22 protein-coding genes are annotated in these 23081 nt (G+C 68.7%); 4 read left to right on the plus strand and 18 right to left on the minus strand.

Going from position 1 to position 23081, the window contains the following annotated elements; all coding sequences use genetic code 11:
• Positions 1–63: 63 nt before the first annotated feature.
• The 15 genes from tolB to aspS all read right to left on the minus strand — a co-directional run bounded on the left by tolB (position 64) and on the right by aspS (position 13744).
• On the minus strand, positions 64–1383 hold the full coding sequence (gene tolB, locus M2421_RS09750) for a Tol-Pal system beta propeller repeat protein TolB (RefSeq protein WP_259206339.1): 1320 nt from the start codon (positions 1381–1383) through the stop codon (positions 64–66).
• 120 nt (positions 1384–1503) lie between these two features.
• On the minus strand, positions 1504–1926 hold the full coding sequence (locus M2421_RS09755; protein ID WP_259206340.1) for a hypothetical protein: 423 nt from the start codon (positions 1924–1926) through the stop codon (positions 1504–1506).
• Positions 1927–1971: 45 nt separating this feature from the next.
• The gene (tolA, locus tag M2421_RS09760) at positions 1972–3033 is read right to left on the minus strand and encodes a cell envelope integrity protein TolA (RefSeq protein WP_259206342.1); all 1062 of its coding nucleotides are present in this window, start codon (positions 3031–3033) and stop codon (positions 1972–1974) included.
• Entirely contained in the window at positions 3023–3451 is a 429-nt protein-coding gene (gene tolR / locus M2421_RS09765; protein ID WP_259206344.1) for a protein TolR, read from the minus strand. The genes tolA and tolR overlap by 11 nt, the downstream gene beginning before the upstream one ends.
• 24 nt (positions 3452–3475) lie before the next feature.
• Positions 3476–4255: a protein TolQ gene (gene tolQ / locus M2421_RS09770; protein WP_259206347.1), complete on the minus strand. Its 780-nt coding sequence runs from the start codon at positions 4253–4255 to the stop codon at positions 3476–3478.
• 10 nt (positions 4256–4265) lie between these two features.
• The gene (ybgC, locus tag M2421_RS09775) at positions 4266–4697 is read right to left on the minus strand and encodes a tol-pal system-associated acyl-CoA thioesterase (RefSeq protein WP_259206350.1); all 432 of its coding nucleotides are present in this window, start codon (positions 4695–4697) and stop codon (positions 4266–4268) included.
• Positions 4687–5727, minus strand: a complete 1041-nt coding sequence (gene ruvB, locus M2421_RS09780) for a Holliday junction branch migration DNA helicase RuvB (RefSeq protein WP_259206352.1) — start codon at positions 5725–5727, stop codon at positions 4687–4689. Before ruvB ends, ybgC begins: the two co-directional genes overlap by 11 nt.
• A 545-nt stretch (positions 5728–6272) precedes the next feature.
• On the minus strand, positions 6273–8123 hold the full coding sequence (locus M2421_RS09785) for a potassium transporter Kup (RefSeq protein WP_259206524.1): 1851 nt from the start codon (positions 8121–8123) through the stop codon (positions 6273–6275).
• Between the two features lie 118 nt (positions 8124–8241).
• Positions 8242–8832 (minus strand): Holliday junction branch migration protein RuvA, encoded by a 591-nt coding sequence (gene ruvA, locus M2421_RS09790; RefSeq protein ID WP_259206356.1) that lies wholly within the window; start codon positions 8830–8832, stop codon positions 8242–8244.
• A gap of 10 nt (positions 8833–8842) precedes the next feature.
• The gene (ruvC, locus tag M2421_RS09795) at positions 8843–9364 is read right to left on the minus strand and encodes a crossover junction endodeoxyribonuclease RuvC (RefSeq protein ID WP_259206357.1); all 522 of its coding nucleotides are present in this window, start codon (positions 9362–9364) and stop codon (positions 8843–8845) included.
• Between the two features lie 129 nt (positions 9365–9493).
• Complete coding sequence (locus M2421_RS09800; protein WP_259206359.1) at positions 9494–10225, minus strand: YebC/PmpR family DNA-binding transcriptional regulator; 732 nt, start codon at positions 10223–10225, stop codon at positions 9494–9496.
• A gap of 82 nt (positions 10226–10307) precedes the next feature.
• Positions 10308–10940, minus strand: a complete 633-nt coding sequence (locus M2421_RS09805; RefSeq protein ID WP_259206361.1) for an alpha/beta hydrolase — start codon at positions 10938–10940, stop codon at positions 10308–10310.
• Positions 10941–11082: 142 nt separating this feature from the next.
• Positions 11083–11607 (minus strand): GNAT family N-acetyltransferase, encoded by a 525-nt coding sequence (locus M2421_RS09810; protein ID WP_259206363.1) that lies wholly within the window; start codon positions 11605–11607, stop codon positions 11083–11085.
• A gap of 19 nt (positions 11608–11626) precedes the next feature.
• Positions 11627–11962, minus strand: a complete 336-nt coding sequence (locus tag M2421_RS09815) for a DNA primase (protein WP_259206364.1) — start codon at positions 11960–11962, stop codon at positions 11627–11629.
• 30 nt (positions 11963–11992) lie between these two features.
• Positions 11993–13744: an aspartate--tRNA ligase gene (gene aspS, locus M2421_RS09820; protein WP_259206365.1), complete on the minus strand. Its 1752-nt coding sequence runs from the start codon at positions 13742–13744 to the stop codon at positions 11993–11995.
• Between the two features lie 204 nt (positions 13745–13948).
• Between aspS and M2421_RS09825 the strand changes: the two genes are divergently transcribed.
• A complete protein-coding gene (locus M2421_RS09825; protein ID WP_259206367.1) occupies positions 13949–14908 on the plus strand; it encodes a DUF3011 domain-containing protein in 960 nt (319 codons plus the stop codon).
• A 69-nt stretch (positions 14909–14977) separates the two neighbouring features.
• Here M2421_RS09825 and M2421_RS09830 read toward each other — a convergent pair whose 3' ends face one another.
• Together M2421_RS09830 and M2421_RS09835 are read right to left on the minus strand one after the other, a co-directional pair.
• Positions 14978–15607, minus strand: coding sequence for a hypothetical protein (locus tag M2421_RS09830; RefSeq protein WP_259206369.1), 630 nt, complete (start codon positions 15605–15607; stop codon positions 14978–14980).
• Positions 15608–15668: 61 nt separating this feature from the next.
• Positions 15669–17240 carry a hypothetical protein gene (locus M2421_RS09835; protein ID WP_259206370.1) on the minus strand — a complete coding sequence of 524 codons (1572 nt, stop codon included), beginning with the start codon at positions 17238–17240 and terminating at the stop codon, positions 15669–15671.
• A 222-nt stretch (positions 17241–17462) separates the two neighbouring features.
• On the opposite strand from M2421_RS09835, the gene M2421_RS09840 reads away from it, so the two are divergent.
• Positions 17463–18728 carry an MFS transporter gene (locus M2421_RS09840; protein WP_259206371.1) on the plus strand — a complete coding sequence of 422 codons (1266 nt, stop codon included), beginning with the start codon at positions 17463–17465 and terminating at the stop codon, positions 18726–18728.
• A gap of 23 nt (positions 18729–18751) precedes the next feature.
• Positions 18752–21037: a glucosylglycerol-phosphate synthase gene (gene ggpS, locus M2421_RS09845; protein WP_310439731.1), complete on the plus strand. Its 2286-nt coding sequence runs from the start codon at positions 18752–18754 to the stop codon at positions 21035–21037.
• Positions 21038–21076: 39 nt separating this feature from the next.
• On the opposite strand, the gene blaL2 is transcribed toward ggpS, so the two are convergent.
• Positions 21077–21979: a L2 family extended-spectrum class A beta-lactamase gene (gene blaL2 / locus M2421_RS09850; RefSeq protein ID WP_259206374.1), complete on the minus strand. Its 903-nt coding sequence runs from the start codon at positions 21977–21979 to the stop codon at positions 21077–21079.
• Positions 21980–22185: 206 nt separating this feature from the next.
• Between blaL2 and M2421_RS09855 the strand changes: the two genes are divergently transcribed.
• Positions 22186–23058 (plus strand): LysR family transcriptional regulator, encoded by an 873-nt coding sequence (locus M2421_RS09855; RefSeq protein ID WP_259206375.1) that lies wholly within the window; start codon positions 22186–22188, stop codon positions 23056–23058.
• The last annotated feature ends 23 nt before the right edge of the window (positions 23059–23081 follow it).

Below are 23081 nucleotides of genomic sequence, written 5' to 3' on the forward strand. Positions count from 1 at the left end.
CGATACCTTTGAGGCTCCTAAAGCCGGATGTGGGATGAATACGGTGGAAATCTTAACACTCTGTTAGCGCTTTGTACGGTATGGCGACCAAGAAGGCTCACGAACATCACCGTCCGCCAGCACCAGCCGCTGGCGCACGCGCGCATCGGCCGAAACGGCATACAACACGCCACGACCACCCTCGCGGGCGGCGTACAACACCATGCTTGCGTTGGGCGCAAAGCTCGGCGATTCATCCAGCGACCCCGGCGACAGCGTGCTCCAGCGCGCCGAACCCAGGCTGCTGTCCATCATCGCGATCTTGTAGGTATTGCCGCTGCCCTGGGCCACCACGAGCTTCTTGCCGTCGAAGGACAGGCTCGGGGTGGCGTTGTAGTTGCCCTGGAAGGTCACGCGTGAGGCGCTGCCACCGCTGGAGGGCACCTGGTAGATCTGCGGGCGGCCGCCACGGTCGGAGGTGAAATAGACGCTGGAACCGTCTGCACTCCAGGTCGGCTCGGTGTCGATGGCGAAGTGGTTGGTCAGCTGGGTCAGCTGCTTGCTGCCCAGGTCCATCACGTAGATTTCCGGGTTGCCGCTGCGCGACAGCGACAGGGCCAGGCGACGGCCGTCCGGGGAGAACGACGGGGCGCTGTTGATGCCGCGGAAGCTGGTGACCAGTTCCCGGGCGCCGGTGGAGATGTTCTGGATGTAGATCGCCGAATTGCCCCGCTCGAAGCTGACGTAGGCCAGACGGTTGCCGTCCGGGCTCCACGACGGGGACAGCAGCGGCTCGGCCGAGCGGACGATGGTCTGCGGGTTGAAGCCGTCCGAATCGGCCACCATCAGCGCATAGCGCATGGCATCGCCCTTGCCGCTGGCGGTGACATAGGCAATACGGGTCCAGAAGGCGCCACGCACCCCGGTGATCTTCTCGTAGATGGCGTCGGCCATCTGGTGGGCGACATCGCGCATGGCATTGCCACGGGCGGTCATCGCCAGGCCCAGTAGGCGCTCGCCCTTGGGCACGTCGTATAGCTCGTACTCGACCCGGTAGGCGCCGGCGCCGGCGTCCATGACGCGGCCGACCACGATGTAATTCTGCTTCAGCGCGCGCCAGGTGGCGAACTGGATCTCGCTGCCACGGGTGGGCTTTTCGACGATCTGCGCTTCGGGAAGGGTGCGGAACTGGCCTGAGCGCTCCAGATCGGCCCGGACCACGGCGGCCACATCGGTCTGCGGCGCACCGGCCGAGCCCTGGTACGGCATGGGCACGACGGTGATCGGGGTAGCGGAGGCGTTGCCGCCGATGATGTCGATATCCAGCCCCTTCTGCTGCGCCACGGCAGCAAAGGGCAACAACAGGGCCGCGAATACGGCAAGCCAGCGAGGCATCTTCTTCATGGATCGCTCAATAGGGGGAAACAGCAACGAGGGATAACAGGGCGGCAGTGAACCGTTTCGCAATCATGAACCAAAGGTGCGTGAAAGCAGAGTCACCGCGCCCCCGAAACTCACCATCCGTTAACGCGGGGCGGTGAACTGGAGGTCCAGGCTGCGCTCGAACACCCGCTCGAAGCCCCGGTAGGGCAACGGCTGGGCGCGCATGACGGCACGCTCGAGCCCGGCCCGCCCGGCCGCGTCGAACTCACAGTCAGGATCGGCCTGGACCGAGCCCACCGCCCCACCCGGCAACTGCCTGATCGCCAGCCGGCAGCGCGCACCGGAGGGCACCGACGCGCCGATCGACCACTGCGCGATGATCGCGTCGCGGATCGCAGCGGCGTACCGGGCGCGCAGCGCCTCGTCGTCGGGCGGAGCCACGAGGCGGCTGGCCGCGGGGCGGCCGGCGGCGGCGGCATCTGCGCCCGCAGGCACGGTGCCTGCCCGGGAAAGCAACGGCATTGCCAGCGCCACCAGGGTGACAAGCAGGGAAGTTGTTTTCATCGGGAAGGCCTCGATGGTCGCAGGACGGTCACGGACCGCGCGGGATCAATCCTGCGCGGTGAAGTTGAAGTTGATCGTGCGCTGGAAAACCGACTCGAAGCCGCGGTACGGCAGCGGCTGGGCGTTGAGCACCGCCGCCTCGATCGAGCGCTTGCCGGCCTCGTCGAACGCGCAGTTGCCCACGACCTTGGCCTGGATGACCTGCCCGCCCGGGATCTGGGTGATCGAGACCTGGCAGCGCTGGCCCAGCGGGACCGAATCGGGACGGGTCCACTGCCCCTTCACCTTCTGCTGGATGGCCGCGGCGTACTTGGCCGACAGATCATCACTGGTACCGCCGGCGCCGGAGGCCGGCTTGGCCACGCCGGTGGCGCCGGTGGTGGCGGCCGTGCCGGTCGCCGCGCGCGCAGCGGTCACCTGGCGCAGCTTCTGCTCGGCCAGCTTGGCTTCGTTTTCGGCCTGGGCGCGCTTGCGGCGGATCTCGGCCAGCTTCTTGTCGCGTTCGGCGTCGGCCTTGGCGTCGTTTGCCTTCTGCTCCTGCTCGGCCAGCTTCTTCTTCTGATCGGCCTCTTCCTGCTGCTTGGCCAGGCGCAGCTTCTGCTCGGCCTGCTCCTGGCGCTTGCGCTCGGTCAGGTCGATCTGTTCCTGGCGGCGCTTGGCCTCCTGCTCCTGCTTGGCCTTTTCAGCCGAGATCGCCAGGGCGTTGACCGCGTCCTGGTCGACGGTGTCGGGCTGGGCCACGCGCTCCTGCGCCTGTTGCTGCTGCGGCGTGGGTGCATCCTGCGGACGCGGCTCCTCGATCGGCTGCGGCGGCGGCACGGTGTCTTCGGGGATCGGCTCGGGCGGCGGCACGGGCTCGGGCAGGTCCGGCAGCTTTTCCGAGGCACGCAGCGCCTGGCGCGCGGCAGCCGCCTCGGAGGCGGACAACTGCATGCTGGCTTCGATCGCCGGATCGCCGGCGGCGGCCTCGGTGGTGCGCTGCGGCGACCACAGCCAGGCGGCAATGAACACCAGCGCCAGCAGCAGGTGCACGCCAAGCGCCAGCGCGATCGGCAGACCCCACTTCTCCTCGGACGGGCGCTGCGGTGGCAGGGCTTCAGCGTGCATCGGTCGCCAGGCCCACCTTTTCCACGTTGGCGCGCTTGATCACGTCCATGGCCGCGATCACTTTTTCATAGGCCACGGCCTTGTCGGCGGCCACGATCACGCGCAGGTTCTTGTCCTGCGCGGCGAGTGCGCCCAGCTGCGCCTGCAGCTGGCCGGCCTCCATCGGGGCCGGTTCCTTGGCGTCGGGCAGTTTCAGGCTGAGCTGGCCGTCCAGGCGGACCGAGACGATCACCGGGTCCTGCTTGCTTTCCAGGGCCTTGGCCTGGGAGTTGGGCAGGTCCACATCGAAGCTCAGGGTGAGCAGCGGCGCGGTGACCATGAAGATGATCAGCAGCACCAGCATCACGTCGATGTAGGGCACCACGTTGATTTCGGATTTGAGCTTGCGGCGCTTGCGGCGGCCGATGGCAGCAGTCATGGCAGGGTCCTTGGTGCGGGGCGCTTACTCGTCGCCGGCGCTCTGGCGCTGCAGGATCGAGCTGAACTCTTCTGCGAAGGTTTCAAAGCGGACCGACATGCGCTCCACGCGGGTGGTGAAGCGGTTGTAGGCCCACACCGCCGGGATCGCCACGAACAGGCCGATGGCGGTGGCGAACAACGCTTCGGAAATGCCCGGGGCCACCGAGGCGATACCGGCCTGCTCACCGCTGTTGATCATGTCGTGCATGGTCACCATGATGCCGAACACGGTGCCGACCAGGCCCACGTACGGGGCGGTCGAGCCGATGTTGGCCAGCAGCTCCAGGCTGCGCTCGAGCTGGTCCACTTCGCGGGTGTAGGTGGTGCGCATGGCGCGCTGGGCGCCTTCGAGCTGGGCGCGGCCGTCCAGCCGGCGCTTGTCGCGCAGGCGGGTGAACTCGCGGAAGCCGGCTTCGAAGATCGCCTCCAGGCCGCCCACCTTGCGGTTGCGGTCGGTGGCCGAGCTGTACAGCTTGCCCAGGTCCGCACCGGACCAGAAGCGGCTTTCGAACTCGTCGGCCTCGCGGTTGGCGGCGTTGAACACGCGCGCCTTGCGGAAGATGATCACCCAGCTGATGAACGAGCCGGCCAGCAGCAGCAGCACGATGATTTTCACCGGGATGCTGGCCTTGACCATCAGGTCCAGGTAGTTGATGCCACCGCCGTGCGCGGCCTGCGCGACCGTCTGCGCCGCAGCACTGGTCACTTCCTGCGGCAGCGCCTCGGTCACCGTGGCCTGCAGGGCCAGGAGCATTGCGATCATCCGTTGTTCCTCACTGTGCGGATACTTGAAGTTCGTAGGGTTTCAACGCGGCCAGGAGTGCATCGTCCATGCCGCGTGGTTTGAAGGTGGAGGCATCCAATGCCGCAATCCTGACCTGGGCGGTCAGCAGCGTTTCATCGCCGCGACACACGCGCTGGTCGAACACCATGCTGGCGCGTTTGCACTGCACCAGCGTGGCGGTCACCTCCAGCGCATCGTCCAGGCGCGCCGGCTTGAGGAAGTCCATGGTCATCGCGCGGACCGCGAACACCAGGCCATGCTCGGTGCGCGTGCGCTCCTGGCCGAAGCCCAGCGCCCGCATCCATTCGGTCCGAGCGCGTTCCATGAAGGCCACGTAGCGGGCGTGGTAGACCACCCCGCCAGCGTCGGTATCTTCCCAATATATGCGTGTCGGCCAACTGAACCGGGGATCAATTGCCATCGATCGCCTCGGCAAACAGGTCCGCAGGCGGGTTCTTGGGCTTCAACCCCATGTGCCGGTAGGCCTTGTGCGTGCACATGCGGCCACGCGCGGTACGGATCAGGAAGCCCTGCTGGATCAGGTAGGGTTCGACCACGTCTTCCAGGGTGCCGCGTTCCTCGGACAGCGCCGCGGCCAGTGATTCGATGCCGACCGGGCCACCATCGAAGTAGTCGACCATGGTCCGCAGCATGCGCCGGTCCAGTTCGTCGAAGCCTTCCGGGTCGACCTTGAGCATCTGCATGGCCGCCTGCGCCACGTCCTGGTCGATGTGGCCGGCGGCCTTGACCTGGGCATAGTCGCGGACCCGGCGCAGCAGCCGGTTGGCGATGCGCGGGGTACCTCGCGAGCGCCGCGCGATCTCGGCGGCGCCGTCGGCGGTGCAGTCGATGTTGAGGATGGCCGCCGAGCGCCGCACGATCTTGGTCAGCTCGTCCGGGGTGTAGAACTCGAGCCGGTGCACGATGCCGAAACGGTCGCGCAATGGCGCGGTGAGCAGGCCGGCACGGGTAGTGGCCCCGATCAGGGTGAACGGCGGCAGATCGATCTTGATCGAGCGGGCCGCGGGGCCCTCGCCGATCATGATGTCGATCTGGAAGTCTTCCATCGCCGGGTACAGCACTTCCTCGACCACGGGCGAGAGGCGGTGGATCTCGTCGATGAACAGCACGTCGTGCGGCTGCAGGTTGGTCAGCAGGGCGGCCAGGTCGCCGGCCTTTTCGATCACCGGCCCCGAGGTGACCCGCAGGGCCACGCCCAGCTCGTTGGCGATCACATGGCTCAGCGTGGTCTTGCCCAGCCCCGGCGGCCCGAAGATCAGCACGTGGTCGAGCGCGTCGCCGCGGGCCTTGGTCGCCTCGATGTAGATCGACAGCTGCTCGCGCACCGGCGCCTGGCCCAGGTAATCGGCCATGCGCTTGGGGCGGATGCTGGCGTCGGTGCCCTCGTCTTCGCGGGTGGCACCGGCACCGATGATGCGGTCGTCTGTCATTCGGCAATTATGCGGCAAAAGAGGGAGGTTCGGCCGGGCTGCGTCCGGCACCGCGCGTAGCGCCGGGCTCTGCCCGGCAAGAGCCAAGGCAACAGCCGCTGTACTGAGGGACAGCGGGATGGGCCCGGTTGCGGGGGACGGCGCACGTACGTCCTTGTAGCCTCGGTCGCGCCATCCATGGCGCTCCACGCCCCTGCAAGCGGACCCACCCCGCCTTCGCCACCACGCCGCGCGCCGCCAGGCAGGCAACCCAAAGGCTCTTCGTCACAGCTCGCGCCAAGCGCCTGGAGGAGAGCCCCCTTGGTGTTCAAGGGGGCGCGCCGAAGGCGCGGGGATCAGGTGGAATGCGCGGAACGTCGGCGCCAACGGCGACTGCGTTTCAAGGGGGCGCGCCGAAGGCGTGGGGATCAGGTGGAATGCGCGGGACGCCGGCGCCAACGGCGACTGCGTTTCAAGGGGGCGCGCCGAAGGCGCGGGGATCAGGTGGAATGCGCCCGGGGCCCACGTTTTGCGTAGCAAAGCGTGGGGCGTAGCGCAGGTGGAGATTAAATCTCCACCTGCGCCCCCAGCTCGACGAGCCGGTTGCCGGGAATCCGGAAGAAGCCGGTCGCCGGGGCCGCGTTCCGGTGCATCAGCGCGAACAGCTTGTCGCGCCAGATCGGCATGCCGCGGTTGGCGGTGGCCACGATGGTCTCGCGGCTGGCGAAGAAGGTGGTGTCCATCGGATCGAAGTAGATGCCGCCGTGGTCGCACGAGCGCATCAGGGCCAGCGGCACGTCCGGGGTCTCCATGAAGCCGAAGCGCACGTAGATGCGGTAGAACTCATCGCCCACCGACTCGATCTTCAGGCGCTGGCCCTCCGGCGCATACGGCACCGGCAGGGTCACCACGTGCAGGAACACGTTGCGCTCGTGCAGCACCTTGTTGTGCTTGAGGTTGTGCATCAGCGCGTGCGGGGCCACGGTGGGGTCGGCGGTGAGGAACACCGCGGTGCCCGGCACGCGTACCGGCGGGGCCAGCATCAGCCCGGGCAGGAAGGTATCGATGCGGATGCCGTCCTTGCGGATCTCATCGCGCAGCAGCTCGCGGCCACGCCGCCAGGTGCGCATCATGGTGAACAGCACGATGCCCAGCACCACCGGGAACCATGCCCCCTGCAGCAGCTTGGCGCCGTTGGCGATCACGAAGCCCAGGTCGATGGCGAAGAAGATCACGCACAGCGGGATGATCCAGTACCGCGAGGTCGGCCACAGCGCGCGCGCCACCAGCGCCAGCAGCAGGGTGTCGATGAGCATGGTCGCCGACACCGAGATGCCGTAGGCCACCGCCAGGTTGGACGAGCTGCGGAAGGCCAGCACCAGCCCGATCACCATCACCGCGATGCCCCAGTTGATGCCGGGGATGTAGATCTGGCCGATGGTGTCGTGCGAGGTGTGGGTGATGCGCATGCGCGGGATGTAGCCCAGCTGCATGGCCTGGCGCGACACCGAGAACGCCCCGGTGATCACCGACTGCGAGGCGATCACCGCGGCCATGGTGGCCAGGATGATCATCGGGTACAGCGCCCAGTCCGGTACCGCCTCGAAGAACGGGTTCTTGACCGCCTCCGGGTTGTTGAGCACCAGCGCGCCCTGCCCCAGGTAGTTCAGCACCAGGCACGGCAGCACGAAGAAGTACCAGGCGTGGCGGATCGGCTTGGCCCCGAAGTGGCCCATGTCCGCATACAGCGCCTCGCCACCGGTCACCGCCAGCACCACCGCGCCGAGGATGAAGATGCCGTGCCAGCCGTGCTCCATGAAGAAGCGCAGCGCCCACATCGGGTTGAACGCCTTGAGCACTTCGGGCGCATCGACGATGTTCCAGATGCCGATGGCGGCCAGCGAAATGAACCAGATCGAGGTGATCGGGCCGAACAGCTTGCCGATCTTCTCGGTACCAAAGCGCTGCACGGCGAACACCGCCAGCAGCACCACCACGGTGATCGGCACGATGAACGCATGCAGCCCGGGCGCGGCCACCTCCAGGCCTTCCACCGCGCCCAGCACCGAGATGGCCGGGGTGATCACCCCGTCGCCGAAGAACAGCGAGGCGCCGAAGATGCCCAGGATGCCGACCACGTAGGCCGAGCGCGAGCCGTTGCGCAGGGTGCGCTGGGTCAGCGCCATCAGGGCCATGATGCCGCCCTCGCCCTCGTTGTCGGCCCGCATGATGATAGTGACGTACTTGAGCGTGACCACGATGTTCAACGCCCAGAACGCCAGCGACAGCACGCCCAGCACTGTGTCGTGGTCGCTGTTGAGGCCGTAGTGCGGCGAGAACGCTTCCTTGAGCGTGTACAGCGGGCTGGTGCCGATGTCGCCGAAGACCACGCCGATGGCGCCGATCATCAGCGCCATGCCGCCGGCCGCCGGCGCGTGGCCGTGCGCGGCGTGGCCGCTGTCGTGCTGGGTGGGAGAGGGGGACATGGGGCTCCGGGCGGGCGCGGTCGGGATCAGGGAAGAGGCGGCGCGCGGCTCAGCGCAGCGCGGCCTGCAGGGCCTTGCGGATGACGGTGGCGACATCGTCGCCCTCGGCGTTGGCATCGCGCGCCATGCGCGCGGCCTCGGCCGGCTTGTAGCCCAGCTGCTGCAGCGCCACGGTCGCCTCGGACACCGGGTCGGTGGCCGGCGCGGCCCCGGCGATCGGCGCCCCGCCGCCACCGAAATTGGCCGCGCGGTCGCGCAGCTCCAGCACCATGCGCTCGGCGGTCTTCTTGCCGATGCCGGGGATGCGGGTCAGCGCAGTGATGTCACCGGCCTGCAGCATGCGCGCGAACTCGTCCACGCTCACCCCGGACAGCACCGCCAGCGCGATCTTGGCGCCGATCCCGCTGACCTTCTGCACGTCGCGGAACAGCCGCCGTTCGCCCTCGCGCAGGAAGCCGTACAGCGAGACGCTGTCTTCCTTCTGCGCGTAATGGGTGAACAGCGTGACCTCGCGGCCCAGCTCGGGCAGGTCGTAGAAGGTACTCATCGGCGCCTCCAGCTCGTAACCGACGCCATTGACGTCGACCAGCAGCCACGGCGGCGCCTTGTAGGCCACGATCCCGCGCAGACGACCAATCATGCAGTGTTCCTCATTTGCGGCTCCAGGCCATGCGGGCGTTGACGCCCAGGCGCTGCGCCGTGGCCCGTACGTGGGCGTGGGTGATGGCCACGGCCAACGCATCGGCGGCGTCGGCCTGCAGCTTGGTTTTGAGGTTGAGCATAAGCCCGACCATGTGTTGGACCTGTTGCTTTTCCGCCCCGCCGCGACCGACCACGGCCAGCTTGATCTCGGTGGCGGCGTACTCGCTCACCGGCAGGTCGCGCATGACCACGGCGGAGATCGCCGCGCCGCGCGCTTGGCCCAGCTTGAGCGCCGAATCGGGGTTGCGGGCCATGAACACCCGCTCGATCGCCACCTCGTCCGGCCGGTATTCCTCGACCAGGGCGTTCAGGCCCAGCACCAGCAGCTTCATGCGCTGGGGAAAATCGTCGGCGCCCAGCAGGACCAGCGGCAGGTGGTGCACGTGCACCACCTTGCCGGTGGCGTCGACATCAATGATGCCCACCCCGGTGCGCTGCGAACCGGGGTCGATGCCGAGGATGCGGGTCATGCGGCACGCACGCGGCCGGGCATGGCCCGGGACGAACGGCTGCGGCGGCGATGGCAGGAAACGGCTGGAGTCATCATGGTCCGCATTGTCCGCTCACCGGTCGCGCAAAGCGACCGGTGGGGCGTCCGTTCAGGCGTAGGCGTCCGCGCCGAGATCGGCGTTGGAAAACACGTCCTGCACGTCGTCCAGGTCTTCGAGCATGTCCAGCAGCTTCTTGACCTGCAGGGCGGTGTCGCCCTCGACCTTGATGTCGTTGTCGGCACGGAAGGTCAGTTCGGCGTGGTCCGGGGTCAGCTTGGCCGCGTCCATCGCATCCTTGACCGCGTGGTAGCTGTCGGCGGCGGTGAGCACGTCGATCGCGCCATCCTCCGGATAGACCACGATGTCGTCGGCGCCGGCCTCGATGGCCGCTTCGGTGATGGCTTCTTCATTGGCGCCCGAGGCGAAATGCAGCACGCCCACGCGCTTGAACATGAAGGACACCGAGCCTTCGGTGCCCATGTTGCCGCCGCACTTGCTGAACGCGTGGCGGACATCGGCCACGGTGCGCACGCGGTTGTCGGTCAGGCAGTCCACGATCACGGCCACGCCACCGGGGGCATAGCCCTCGTAGCGGATCTCCTCGTATTCCACGCCTTCCAGCTCGCCGGTGGCCTTCTTGATGGCGCGTTCGATCACGTCCTTGGACATGTTCGAGGCCAGGCCCTTGTCCATGGCAACCCGCAGCCGCGGGTTGTTGTTGGGGTCGCCTCCACCGCCGCGCGCGGCAACGCCGATCTCGCGGATGATCTTGGTGAAAATCTTGCCGCGCTTCGCGTCAGACGCGTTTTTGCGGTTCTCGATCGAGGGGCCTCTACCCATGGGTGTTTCCGTGCTTGCGTGAGGAACAGGGCGCGGATTCTACCTGATCCCCCGCCTGTACCGTGTTAGCCCGGCCCCGGGCTCAGGCGGCGTGGGCGGCCCGGTCGTGGCGGAACTGGCCATCGCGCAGGAAGGCGGCGGTCTGGCGCGCTGCGTCCGGGGAGAACACCAGGCCGCTGTGGCTGGCGGCGACCACGCAATGGTCGGCCAGGCCCGGCAGCTGGGTCTCGTCCAGGGCCACGGTGCCGTCGGAGGCGGTGCCGATCGCGCCCAGCAGGCTGCCCAGCCCGTGCGGCACGGAGCCGGCGATCAGGCCCACCTTGGCCCGGCCCTCCCAGGCCGGCAGGCCATCCAGCAGCAGGTCGCTGCTGCGGCCCAGCGCCAGCGACCAGCCGTGTTCGGCCAGCGAGCGGGCGGTGCCACTGCCGCGCAGGGGCGAGCCGAGGCAGACCACCCGCGAGACCGGCAGGTCCGGCTGCTGCCGCAACGCTTCCAGCGCCACCAGCCCGCCCAGGCTGTGCCCGACCAGCGAGACCGGGCCGGAGCCCTTGAGGCGCTCCAGCAGTTGCGGCACGGCCACGTCGGGCCCGCCGAAGACGCTGGAGTAGCCGAAGGTATCGACGCTGAAGCCGCGGGCGCGCAGGCGCCAGGCCAGCGGGCCGACCCACGCGCGGGCGTTCCAGATGCCGTGCAGCAGTAAAACGGGGGGAGTCATGGGGCGGGCCTGGAATGGGGGACGTGCAAGGCAGGGAGCATGATGCGTCGATTCGGCGCGATGCCCCCATTAGACGAATGGACCGGCCAACGGCAAGTGAAGCCGTTGCGGTCCATTCGGTTGTGGTGTTGAACGCCGGGGGTCAGCGCGCCGGGCCGGGCGGGCGGCGCAGGATGAACTCCAGGTCGCGGACGCTGCCGACCGGGAATTCATAGGTACCCACCTTGCTGAACCCATAGCGCGCGTAGAACCGCTGCGCGCCGAAGTTCTCCGACCACACGCCCAGCCACAGCGTGCGGGGGCCGTCGCGTTCGAGCCAGTCCAGCGCGGTTTCCAGCAACCGGCTGCCCCAGCCACAGCTCTGCTCGTCCTTGATCAGGTACAGGCGCTTGAGTTCGCGATCGCCGGGCTGCACGTCCGGGTGCGGCAGGCCGCAGGGGCCGGCCGCGGCATGGCCCACGGCCACCCCGTCCCGCTCCAGCAGCCACACCGCATAGTCCGGGTGGGCCAGGATGGTGTGCTGGCGGTCGACCGCATAGGCCTCGTCCAGGAAATCCTGCAGGTCCTGCGCAGGATAGAGATGCCCGAAGGTCTCCACGAAGGTCCGCGTAGCGAGCACCGACAGGGTCGGTGCATCGTCGACGGTGGCGCGGCGGATGGCGTACACGGTCAGGTCCGGGCAGGCCTCAGGCCTGCGCTCCGTGGGGGGCGTCGTCTTCCTCGTCGCCCTCCTCTTCTTCCTCGTCCTCGTACTCGTCCTCGTCGCCTTCTTCTTCGTCCTCGTCCTCTTCGTCCTCGTCGAGGTCGTCTTCCTCGTCTTCTTCGTAATCTTCCACGCCGAAGTCCTCGCCATCCCAACGGCCTTCGCCGTCCTGCACGAAGGTCAAGGCCATGGCGGCCGGGTTGGTGCCCACGCGCACCAGCCAGCCACCGAACACGCGGGCGCGTTCGGTGATCAGGTTGGCGTCGGCGCCTTCATTGCCCAGCTTTTCCCACTCCAGCGAAAACGCGAACTCGCTCATTGCCTGGCTCTCCGGGTCGGTAGGTGTGGATCAGTTCTTGCGCGGGCGAACCTGGACGTGCACTTCGGCCAGCTGCTCGTCCGGGATCGGCGACGGGGCGCCGGTCATCAGGCACTGCGCACCGGTGGTCTTGGGGAACGGGATGACGTCGCGGATCGACTCGGTGCCGGCCATCAGCGCGGCGATGCGGTCGATGCCGAAGGCGATGCCACCGTGCGGCGGCGCGCCGAAACGCAGGGCATCCAACAGGAAGCCGAACTTGCCCTCGGCCTCTTCGGCGCCGATGCCCAGCAGTTCGAACACCGCGCTCTGCATGTCCGAGCGGTGGATACGGATCGAACCACCGCCGATCTCGTTGCCGTTGAGCACCATGTCATAGCCGCGCGACACGGCGGTCTTCGCATTGGCGCGCAGGTCGGCGATGTCGTCCACCGCCGGGGCGGTGAAGGGGTGATGCAGGGCGACGTAGCGCTGGGCTTCGTCGTCGTACTCGAACATCGGGAAGTCGGTGACCCACAGCGGTGCCCAGCCGTCGGCGACCAGGTTGAAGTCCTTGCCGGCCTTCAGGCGCAGCGCGCCCATGAAGTCGGACACCTTGTTGTAGCCACCGGCGCCGAAGAACACGATGTCGCCGTTGCCGGCCCCGACGTGGGCGACCAGCGCGGCGAAGGCGTTTTCGCTGAAGAACTTGGCGATCGGCGAGCTGACTTCGCCGTTGTCGGCGATCTTGATGTACGCCAGGCCCTTGGCGCCGTACTTGGCGGCATGCGCGGCGTACTCGTCGATCTGCTTGCGGCTCAGCGTGGCCCCGCCCGGGATGCGCAGCGCGGCGACACGGCCGTCGGCATCATTGGCGGCGGCGGTGAACACCGGGAACTCGCTGGTCTTGACCAGCTCGGCCACGTCCACCAGTTCCAGCGCGATGCGCAGGTCCGGCTTGTCCGACCCGTAGCGACGCATCGCCTCGGCCCAGGTCATGCGCGGGAAGCTGGCGGCCAGCTCCACGTCGACCACTTCCTTGAAGATGGCGCGGATCATGCCTTCCACGAAGTCCTGCACATCCTGCTCGCGGACGAAGGCGAACTCCATGTCCAGCTGCGTGAATTCCAGCTGGCGGTCGGCGCGCAGGGCCTCGTCGCGGAAGCAGCGCGCGATCTGGTAGTAGCGGTCGAAGCCGGCCACCATCAGGATCTGCTTGAACAGCTGCGGGCTCTGCGGCAGGGCGTAGAACTCGCCCGGGTGCATGCGCGCGGGGACCAGGAAGTCGCGCGCGCCTTCCGGGGTGGCCTTGGTCAGGATCGGGGTTTCGATGTCCTGGAAGCCGGTGGCGTCCAGGTGGCGGCGCAGGGCCTGCACCAGCTTGATGCGGGTGCGCTGCATGCGCTGCATTTCCGGGCGGCGCAGGTCCAGGTAACGGTACTTCAGGCGGGTTTCCTCGCCCGGGTTCTCGTGGGCGTGGAACGGCAGCGGCTCGGCCTTGTTGAGGACGGTGATGGCCGTGGCGATCACTTCCACCTTGCCGGTGCGGATCTTGTCGTTGACCGCATGGCGCGCGCGCACCACGCCTTCCACCTGCAGCACGTCCTCGTAGCCCAGGCTGGCGGCCACGGCGAACACGGCGGCGTTATCGACTTCCACCGTCACCTGCACGATGCCTTCATGATCGCGCAGATCGATGAAGCACACGCCGCCCTGGTTGCGGGCAACGTCGGTCCAGCCGGCGAGGGTAACGGTTTGGCCAATCAGGGTCTCGTCGACCAGGCCACAGAAGTGGGTACGCATGGGGGTAAAGCTCCGCAGGAGAATGCCGGCACCAGGTTGCGCCGGACAGCCCTTTATTCTGCGGCGTAGCCTGCGCCGGGGCAAATCGGCCGGCGCCGCCCCCTGCCCCGCCTGGGGCCGGGCCGGGGGCTGGCGGGCATCACGCCCCGTGAACCCGCCCCCTTCCTATAGTCCGCGCACCAACGACCGCAAGGGGATGTCGCCATGAACCGTCGCCTCACGATTGCCTGCCTGGCCCTCGCACTGGGCTGCAGCGCCCCGGCCGTACAGGCCCAGATGAGCACCCGCGCCTACGCGCCCGAGAACCTGGCGCAGTTGTCCTCCAGCGACCGTTCGCGGGTGATCACCCAGGAGTACGCCGACCAGTCCAACGGCCGGCGCATCCCCGACGACCAGCTGCGCTTCTACCTGGCCCAGGTCAATTCCGGCTGGGGCTTCTCGCGGATCAAGCAGGACATCGCCACCTCGCTGACCGGTGGCGGTGGCGGTGGCTGGAACGGCGGCGGCAGTGGCGGCAACAACGGCACGGTGCGCTGCGAAAGCCAGAACAACCGCGAGCGCGTCTGCAACACCGGCTGGCGCAGCGCCCGGCTGTCGCGGCAGATCTCCGGCACCGCCTGCCAGGAGGGCCGCACCTGGGGCTCGCGCAACGGCACGGTGTGGGTGAGCGGCGGCTGTCGGGCCGACTTCGTCGAAGGCCGTGGCAACGGCGGCAACTGGGGCGGCGGCAACGGTGGCAGCACCGGCGGCACCATCCGCTGCGAAAGCCAGGACAACCGCGAACGCACCTGCAACACCGGCTGGCGCAGTGCGACGCTGGTGCGGCAGGTGTCCGGCTCGGCCTGCGTGGAGGGCCAGACCTGGGGCGTGCGCAATGGCGCGATCTGGGTCAATCGCGGGTGCCGCGGCGAGTTCGCCGAGGCCCGCGGTGGCTGGGGTGGCGGCAATGGTGGCGGTAATGGCGGCGGCAACAGCAACTACAGCGTGACCTGCAGCAGCAACAGCAACCGCCAGCAGACCTGTGCCTGGGAAGCCCGCCAGGGCCGCCCGGTGCTGCTCCAGCAGTTGTCCGGCAGTGCCTGCGTGGAAGGCCGCAGCTGGGGCTACACCAATGGCAGTCTGTGGGTCAGCAACGGCTGCCGTGCGCGATTCGGGGTGCGTTGAGCGGTTGAAACGGGCCGGTTGGGCAGCAGCCAACCGGCAGCCATGCCAGGAGCCGGCCAGCGGCCGGCACTAGCGTGCGGTGCTGCCCCACGGTGGCGGGGGCAGCGCGACGGGTTTGCGCAGGTCGAACTCGACCTGGAAACGCCGCCCGCCGGGCCGGGTCAGCTCGTAGACGAAGCGCTGGTCCGGCTCGATCTCCATCGCCCAGGTGTTGTGTACCGACGGCAGCATGTCGGCCTTGCGGAACATCGCCACCGAGTCGGCATCGACCGGGAAGGACTGGCGCTGCGCGGTGCCGGGTGGTGCGCTGTCGCCGCCGTACATCGTTACGGCGTCCGGGCTGCCGTCGGCATGCCGATGGTCGTGCTTCAGGCGCAGGCCGTGCTCGGTGCGGCTGATCACCCAGGTGCGCGAGTGGTCGTCGCCCACGTGGAACGGGATGCGCAGCTCATGCGCGGTGTCCTCGCAGCCCCGCACGTGCATGACCAGGCGCTTGCCGTCGAAGGGATCGGGCGCATCGGTGCGCGGTTCGTTGGCGATCACCCGGCCTTCGTAGGCCTTGCCGCAATGCGCGGCGACCGCGGCCAGGAAGGCATCGGCCGGCGCATTGGCGATGTCGTGCGGCACCGCATCGGGGTGGCGGGAACAGGCGGCCAGCGCCAGCAGGAGAACAGCGGGAGCGACGACGGAAACATTCATGCCCCCACCCTAACGGCGCAGGACGGCCGGCGCAAACCACGGCGCCGGCCAGCGCATGCGCTCAGCGGTGCAGCCAGACCTGGCACTGACCCACGGTCTGCACGCTGACGCCAGCGCTGTACCTGGCGATGATCTGCTGCAGGTGCGCACTGCGCGCCGGATCGCTGCCGATGGCGTTGGGGCACTCCACCAGCGCGCCGAGCGGGAGACCCCCCAGCGCCGCATCCGACGCGGCCATCGAGGCCAGCGCGGTGGTCGGGGCCCAGTCGGGCACCATCACCGCACGCCGGCCGGCCAGGTACGGCAGCTCGGAGGACCAGTCCTGGCCGAAGCCGACGATGACGCTGTCCTCGGGCGTTGCCGCCTTGACCATGGCGGCGATCTGCGCCACCTGGCCCGGCTCGCGGGCCTCCTTCATGCGCTTGAAGTAGCTGCCCCCCAGGGTGCCCAACGACAGCAGGCACAGGAAGCCGACCAGCCAGATCGGCCGCGTCGTCTTGCCGCTGGCCTGGGCGCGCTGGATGCTCCACCACACCACCAGGCCGACGATGGAGGTGGCGAACACGATGGTGGCGGCCTGGTAGTACGGATGGGCGATGTGCAGGTTGGTGAACACCGCCACCGGCGCCAGGTAGGCCACCAGCAGCACCAGCACCGCCGCCCGGATCGGGCGCGCGCACAGGCCGACGACCAGGAACACCAGGAACACCCAGTTCGAGCCGACCGCGCCGGAGAAGCGCTTCTTGAACACCGTTCCCCACCAGGTGGCCGGGTCCAGCTTCTGCTGCAGCGTGCCGTAATTCCAGGCCGACAGCGCGCTGGAGGTGATCTCATGGCCCAACGGTGATTGCGCCTTGAGCGCGTCGGCATGCGTGAGCCACTGGGTCATCACCGCCACTACCGCCAGCGCCGACAACGCGCCCCAGGCCAGCAGCGGCCATTGCCGGGCCAGCCACTGCGGGCGCCAGCCGTGCTCGCGCAGCGCCAGCCAGGCGAAGGCCAGGGCAACGAACGCGGCAAACCCGAAGAACGTGGTGACCTTGACCAGCGCCGACAGCACCGCCGACAGCACCGCGACCAGGCCCAGCCCGAGCATGCGCGGATACTCCAGCGGCGCTTCGCGCAGCCGCGCCAGCGCCCAGACGAAGACCAGGCCGAAGAACACCGCGGTGGACTCGATCATCACCGATCGACCCCAGAAAAGCGCATACGGCGAGGCGGCGAAGGCGCCGGCGATGCACAGCGCCAACGCGCGATCGGCGCGGATCGCCAGCACGACGCGGTACACCATGACCACGCAGCCAACGTGGAACACCGCCGACACCAGCCGCGCGCTGTTGTCGATCCCCATGCCAGTGGCGTTGGCCAGGATCGCGGCCAGCCACTGGTACACCGGGAACTCGAAGGGAATCGACCATGGCGCGCCGATCACCGGGGTGATGTAGCTCAACACCGGGAAGCCACGCGCGATCCAATCGATGGACAGCGCCGTCTGGGTCTGGCGGAAACCGGACGCGTCCACCGGCGGCATCGACCAGCCGTAGACGAGCAGCGCCACCAGCATGACCGCGGCGAAGTACAGCAGGATCTTGCCCGGCACGTGGCTGCGCTTCGAATCGATGTCCTGGATCACACCTGCTACTCCTGTTGAACCACCCGGCAGGCCGGGAGATGAAAATGACAAGGGCCGGCACGCAGGCAACGGCCGCGCGGGGCCCGCGGAGTTTCCAGCGTTCATCCCGGCAGCGCAACCCGCACGCGACGCGTGCGTCGCCCCGCGCTGGCGCAGCCTTCAAGTGGGCTGTGGTAGGGTGGATCAGGTGTTCGCTTTTCCATTTCCACCGAGGCTGCCCGCATGTGGCGGCTGACCGCCCTGCTCTGCGGCGTCGCGTTGCTCCTCACGGGCAGCGGGCTTCTGGGCACCCTTCTGGCGGTACGCGGCGGCCAGGCCGGGTTCGGCGCTGGGACGCTGGGGCTGGTGATGTCCGGCTACTTCGCCGGGTTTTTCGTCGGTACCTTCTTTGCGCCCTCGCTGATCGGCCGGATCGGGCATATCCGCGCCTTCGCCTTCTTCGCCGCCCTTGCCGCGATCGCGGTGCTGCTGCATCCGCTGTGGATCAATCCGCTCGGTTGGGGCGTGCTGCGCGTTGCCACCGGCATCGCGCTGGTCGGGTTGTACACCGTCATCGAGAGCTGGCTCAACGCCGAACCGGAGCCGGCCCGGCGCAGCCGTGCGTTCTCGCTGTACATGGTGGTCAACCTGTCGGCGTTGGCGCTGGGCCAGGTGCTGTTGATGCTGGGCGACGCCAGCGCGATGGCCATGTTCATGCTGACCGCGATCCTGATCTGCGCGGCGGTGTTGCCGGTGACCGCGACCCGGCTGCGGCAACCGGAGGTGCCGGTGGTCACCCGCCTGGCGCTGCGCCGGTTGTATGCGATGGCGCCGGTGGCCACCGTCGCGGCGGGCCTGTCCGGGCTGGCGATGGGGGCGTTCTGGGGGCTGCTGCCGGTGTATGCAGGCGCGGTGGGCCTGGACCGCAACGGCGCGGCCCTGTTCATGCTCACCGCGATCCTCGGCGGCGCGTTGCTGCAATGGCCGCTGGGCCACATCAGCAACGGCCACGACCGCCGTAGCGGGCTGGTGGCGCTCAGCCTTGCCGCCGCCGGCATCGCCGTGGTCGCCTCGCTGCCGATGATCCAGGTGCAGACCCACCTGCTGTTCGGGTTGTTCTTCCTGTATGGCGGGCTCGCCTTCGCGCTGTATCCGTTCGCGGTGGCGCACATGCTCGACTACCTGCCGCGCGCGCACCTGCTGTCGGGTTGCTCCAGCCTGCTGCTGGTGCACGGCGTGGGCGCCGCGCTTGGCCCGGCGCTGGCCGGCGCGGCGATGCAGCGCTTCGGGCCGGCCGCGCTGCCGCTGTATTTCGCGCTGGTGCTGGTGGCGCTGGCCGCGTTCACCACCGCCCGCCTGCTGCGCTTCCAGCGCCTGCGCACGCACCCGGTCGGCTTCCGGCTGATGCTGCGCACCACGCCCTCGGCGCTGGAAATGATGCCCGAAACCGATGCCGGCCCACCGCCGGACACCCCCTCTCCCCTCCGTTCCGATAAGGAAGTGCATTGACTGTATCGACACCGACCCCTGCGATTCCCACCCGTACACCGCCGGCCCGGCCGGCACCGCACCTCATCCTCGCCACCGACCTGGATGGCACCTTTCTCGCCGGCGATGCCGCCGCGCGCCATCGCCTGTACCGGCTGGTCGACCAGCACCCCGGTATCGCGCTGATCTTCATCACCGGCCGCGGCCTGGAAGCGGTCATGCCCCTGCTCTCCGACCCGGCCATTCCGCGCCCGGACTACGTGGTCTGCGATGTCGGCGCCACGGTGGTCGACGGCCGCACCCTGCAGCCGCTGCAGCCCCTGCAATCGATGATCGACGCGCACTGGCCCGGCGAACAGGCCGTCGCGGCGGCGATGCGGCCGTTCACCGCGCTGCAGCGCCAGGATGTGCCGCAGGAACGCCGCTGCTCGTATTTCTGCGATCCACAGACGCTGGCGCCCCTGCGCTCGCAGATCCAGGCGGCCGCACAGGCGCTGGGCTGCGATGTGCTGTACTCGGCCGACCGCTACCTGGACATCCTGCCGCCGGACACCGACAAGGGCCGCACCCTGGCCGCGCTTGCGCGCCTGCTGGAACTGCCGCGCGACCGCATCCTGGTGGCCGGCGACACCCTCAACGACCTGTCGATGTACACCTCCGGTTTCCGCGGCGTATGCGTGGGCGATTCGGAACCGGCACTGACCGCGGCGACCGCCGACCTCACGCACACCTTCCACGCGCAGGCGCCCGGCTGCGGCGGCATTCTCGAAGCGATCGAACACTTCGGCCTGCTGGCCGCCGACGATGCCTTCCTGTACCCACCGGTGCAGGCGCGTGCCGACGGTGCCGACCTGGTGATGGTCTACCACCGCATGCCGTTCGATGAAGTCATGGAAGACGGCGTGCTGGTGCAACGCCCGCCGCGCTCGCCGAACGGCATCATTCCCTCGCTGCTGAGCTTTTTCGAAGGCGGTCAGAAAGGCTCGTGGGTTGCGTGGGGGATCGACGAGCCCAAGCGCGGCCCGTTCCAGACCCACATGGCCGTGGACGCCGAGCGCTACCCGACCCTGACCGCCGCACGCGTGCCGCTGAGCAAGCAGGAGGTGGACATCTTCTACAAGCGCTTCTCCAAGGAAGCGTTCTGGCCGATGCTGCATGTGTTCTGGGAACGTGCGCGCTTCCGCGAAGACGACTGGCAGGTGTTCCTCAAGGTCAACCGCAAGTTCGCCGAGGCCACCGCCGCCGAAGCCGCGCACGGCGCCACCGTATGGATCCACGACTACAACCTGTGGATGGTGCCGGCGACGCTGCGCGAGCTGCGCCCGGACCTGAAAATCGCCTTCTTCCACCACACCTACTTCCCCTCGGCCGACGTGTTCAACGTGGTGCCGTGGCGGCGCGAGATCATCGGCAGCCTGTTGTCGTGCGACTACATCGGGTTCCACATCCCGCGCCAGGTGGAGAACTTCGTGGACGTGGTGCGCGGTGCGGTACCGACGGAGCGACTGGCCTGGGAAAGCTGCGCGCCGCGCTTCCTCACCTACGGCTGCGCGGTGGGCCTGGACACCATGACCACGCGCCTGCGCGTGGGCGACCGCGAGATCGCGCTGGGCGCGCACCCGGTCGGCACCGACCTGCGCCGCATCCATAGCGTGCTGGCCCGCAGCGATGTGCGCAACGACATCTTCAAACTGCGACGTGAGATCGGCGCGCGCAAGCTGGTGCTGTCGGTGGAGCGGCTGGATTACACCAAGGGCACGCTGGCCAAGCTGGAAGCCTTCGAGCGCCTGCTCGAACAGCACCCCGAGCGCCAGGGCAAGGTCACCCTGCTGATGGTATGCGTGCCGGCGGCCCGCGAAATGACCGTGTATCGCACGCTGCAGAACCAGATCGAACAGGCGGTGGGCCGCATCAACGGCCGTTTTTCACGCCTGGACTGGACCCCGGTGCGGTTCTTCGCCCAGGCATTGCCGTTCGAGCAGGTGGTGGCGCATTACGCGGCCGCGCAGGTGATGTGGATCACCCCGCTGCGCGATGGGCTCAACCTGGTGGCCAAGGAATTCGTCGCCACCCATGGCATCGAAGGCAGCAGCGGCGTGCTGGTGCTGAGCGAATTTGCCGGCGCGGCGGCCGAACTCAAGGGCGCGGTGCTGACCAATCCGCACGATCCGGCCGACCTCACCGCCGGGCTGCTGCAGGCACTGTCGATGCCCGACGAGGAAGCCACCGGTCGCATGCGCCAGCTGTTCGGCAGCGTGGAGTATTACGACGTGGACCGCTGGGGCCGCGATTTCCTGGAGGCGGTGCGCACCAGCCACGCCGAGGCGTAACCCGGCCCGGGCGTGGCTGACGCCGGCCTGCGGCGGGGATCAGCCCCCTGCGCGGATGCGTTGCTCGGCGAGCACGGCCACCTGGCGCAGCACGTCGTTGCGGCCGGCATCGTCCACGGTGGCGCCCTGCAGGTAGCTGGTCAGCACCCACGGTGCGCCGCCGGCCACGGGCCACAGGATCGCGATGTCGTTGGTGGTGTCTTCGCCATTGCTCCCGGTCTTGTCGCCCACCCGCCACGCCTTGGACAGGCCGGCGCGCAGGCGCGCGTCACCGGTTTCGTTGTCGATCAGCCAATCGGCCAGTTGCTGGCGGGAGGCCGGCGCCAGCACCGGCCCCAGTACCAGGCGGTGCAGGCTGGCGGCCATCGCCGCCGGGCTGGTGGTGTCGCGCGGATCGCCCGGCGCAAAGCGATTCATGTCCGGCTCCAGCCGATCGTTGCGGGTCACCGCGTCGCCGGTGTCCCGCAGGAAGCGGGTCACCGCCGGTGGCCCACCGACCACGCCGAGCAGCAGGTTGGCCGCCGGATTGTCGCTGGTGACCATCGTGGCCCGGCACAGGTCGCGCACGCTCAGGTCCTTGCCGATATGCCGGGTGGTGACCGGTGCATGCGAGAGCATGTCCTGCTGGCGCACCGGCACCCGCCGATCCAGCGCCAGCGCACCGGCATCCGCCTGGTGCAGGACGGTCGCGCACAACGCGAACTTGAAGGTGCTGCACATCGGGAAGCGCTCGTCCTGGCGGTGGCCGATGCGCTGCCCGCTGCCGGTATCCAGCAGGGTCACGCCGAGGCGACCGCCGCTGGCGGCCTCCAGCGCCGCGAAGTCCTTGGCGGCCGCCGCCGGCGCGGGTGCGACGGGCGGCACCTTGGCGAGCGCGGAAGCGGCCAGCGCCGAGGCAGCGGCGGCCCCGGTCCAATGCAGGAACTGTCGTCGAGCGAGCATGTGGGATCTCCAAGGGGAGGCGGAAGTATTCACGCCGTGGCCGCGACGAACCAGCGAGCATTTTCAGGGAGAGCCATTAGCCAGGATAATGTCTCGCCGCAGTGGACGCGGCGGCGCTGGATCGAGAGCGTGACCCTATCGCCCCCGGGCGGGTGCAGGTCGCCGAATCAATGCGATCATCCATCATCCCTTCTCACGGCTCGCCCATGATCCGCCCCCAGCTGCCACTCAACGCACTGCGTGCCTTCGAGGCGGCCGCGCGCCACCAGAACTTCACCCGAGCCGCGCTCGAGCTGTGCGTCAGCCAGGCGGCGCTGAGCCACCAGATCCGGGCGCTGGAGGACCGCCTCGGGGTGTCGCTGTTCAACCGGCTGCCACGCGGGGTGGCGCTCACCGACGAAGGCGCGCGACTGTACCCGGTGCTCAACGAGGCGTTCGACCGCATCGCCGTGAGCCTGGACCGGTTCGTCGGCGGGCACTTCCGCGAGGTCCTCGGGGTGGGCGTGGTCGGCACGTTTGCCACCGGTTGGCTGCTGCCACGCCTGGCGGGCTTTGCCGCCCTGCACCCGGACATCGAGCTGCGCGTGCAGACCCACAACAACCGCATCGACCTGGCCGGCGAGGGCCTGGACATGGCCATCCGCTTCGGCGATGGCGACTGGCAGGGCCAGGTCTGCACGCCCGTGCTGGACGCACCGTTCGCGCCGCTGTGCGCACCCGCGGTCGCGCGCACGCTGCGGCATCCGCGTGACCTGGCCAACGTGACGCTGCTGCGGTCCTATCGCAGCGACGAGTGGCCGCGTTGGCTGCAGGTCGCGGGGGTGGCCGAACTGGAGGCGCGCGGGCCGGTGTTCGATTCCTCGTTGACCCTGGCCAGCGCGGCGGCGTCCGGGGCCGGCGTGGCCCTGCTGCCGCTGAAGATGTTCGAGCAGGACCTGGCGCAGGGGCGGCTGGTGCAGCCGTTCACGCCGACGCTCGAGCTGGGGCGGTACTGGCTGACGCGCTTGCGCTCACGCGCCGAGAGCGACGCCGCGCGTCGGTTCCGGGCATGGTTGGAAACACAGGATCCCACGCGCTGAACCGCGTAGGGCCACGCCATGCG

Source organism: Stenotrophomonas sp. BIGb0135 (genome assembly GCF_024810105.1).
Classification (GTDB): Bacteria; Pseudomonadota; Gammaproteobacteria; order Xanthomonadales; family Xanthomonadaceae; genus Stenotrophomonas; species Stenotrophomonas maltophilia_AB.

Excerpts from the sequence above, each read along its gene's own strand:
- tolB (WP_259206339.1), bottom strand. The coding sequence starts at position 1,383 with ATGAAGAAGATGCCTCGCTGGCTTGCCGTATTCGCGGCCCTGTTGTTG.
- M2421_RS09755 (WP_259206340.1), bottom strand. The coding sequence starts at position 1,926 with ATGAAAACAACTTCCCTGCTTGTCACCCTGGTGGCGCTGGCAATGCCG.
- tolA (WP_259206342.1), bottom strand. The coding sequence starts at position 3,033 with ATGCACGCTGAAGCCCTGCCACCGCAGCGCCCGTCCGAGGAGAAGTGG.
- tolR (WP_259206344.1), bottom strand. The coding sequence starts at position 3,451 with ATGACTGCTGCCATCGGCCGCCGCAAGCGCCGCAAGCTCAAATCCGAA.
- tolQ (WP_259206347.1), bottom strand. The coding sequence starts at position 4,255 with ATGATCGCAATGCTCCTGGCCCTGCAGGCCACGGTGACCGAGGCGCTG.
- ybgC (WP_259206350.1), bottom strand. The coding sequence starts at position 4,697 with ATGGCAATTGATCCCCGGTTCAGTTGGCCGACACGCATATATTGGGAA.
- ruvB (WP_259206352.1), bottom strand. The coding sequence starts at position 5,727 with ATGACAGACGACCGCATCATCGGTGCCGGTGCCACCCGCGAAGACGAG.
- M2421_RS09785 (WP_259206524.1), bottom strand. The coding sequence starts at position 8,123 with ATGGCGCTGATGATCGGCGCCATCGGCGTGGTCTTCGGCGACATCGGC.
- ruvA (WP_259206356.1), bottom strand. The coding sequence starts at position 8,832 with ATGATTGGTCGTCTGCGCGGGATCGTGGCCTACAAGGCGCCGCCGTGG.
- ruvC (WP_259206357.1), bottom strand. The coding sequence starts at position 9,364 with ATGACCCGCATCCTCGGCATCGACCCCGGTTCGCAGCGCACCGGGGTG.
- M2421_RS09800 (WP_259206359.1), bottom strand. The coding sequence starts at position 10,225 with ATGGGTAGAGGCCCCTCGATCGAGAACCGCAAAAACGCGTCTGACGCG.
- M2421_RS09805 (WP_259206361.1), bottom strand. The coding sequence starts at position 10,940 with ATGACTCCCCCCGTTTTACTGCTGCACGGCATCTGGAACGCCCGCGCG.
- M2421_RS09815 (WP_259206364.1), bottom strand. The coding sequence starts at position 11,962 with ATGAGCGAGTTCGCGTTTTCGCTGGAGTGGGAAAAGCTGGGCAATGAA.
- aspS (WP_259206365.1), bottom strand. The coding sequence starts at position 13,744 with ATGCGTACCCACTTCTGTGGCCTGGTCGACGAGACCCTGATTGGCCAA.
- M2421_RS09825 (WP_259206367.1), top strand. The coding sequence starts at position 13,949 with ATGAACCGTCGCCTCACGATTGCCTGCCTGGCCCTCGCACTGGGCTGC.
- M2421_RS09830 (WP_259206369.1), bottom strand. The coding sequence starts at position 15,607 with ATGAATGTTTCCGTCGTCGCTCCCGCTGTTCTCCTGCTGGCGCTGGCC.
- M2421_RS09840 (WP_259206371.1), top strand. The coding sequence starts at position 17,463 with ATGTGGCGGCTGACCGCCCTGCTCTGCGGCGTCGCGTTGCTCCTCACG.
- blaL2 (WP_259206374.1), bottom strand. The coding sequence starts at position 21,979 with ATGCTCGCTCGACGACAGTTCCTGCATTGGACCGGGGCCGCCGCTGCC.
- M2421_RS09855 (WP_259206375.1), top strand. The coding sequence starts at position 22,186 with ATGATCCGCCCCCAGCTGCCACTCAACGCACTGCGTGCCTTCGAGGCG.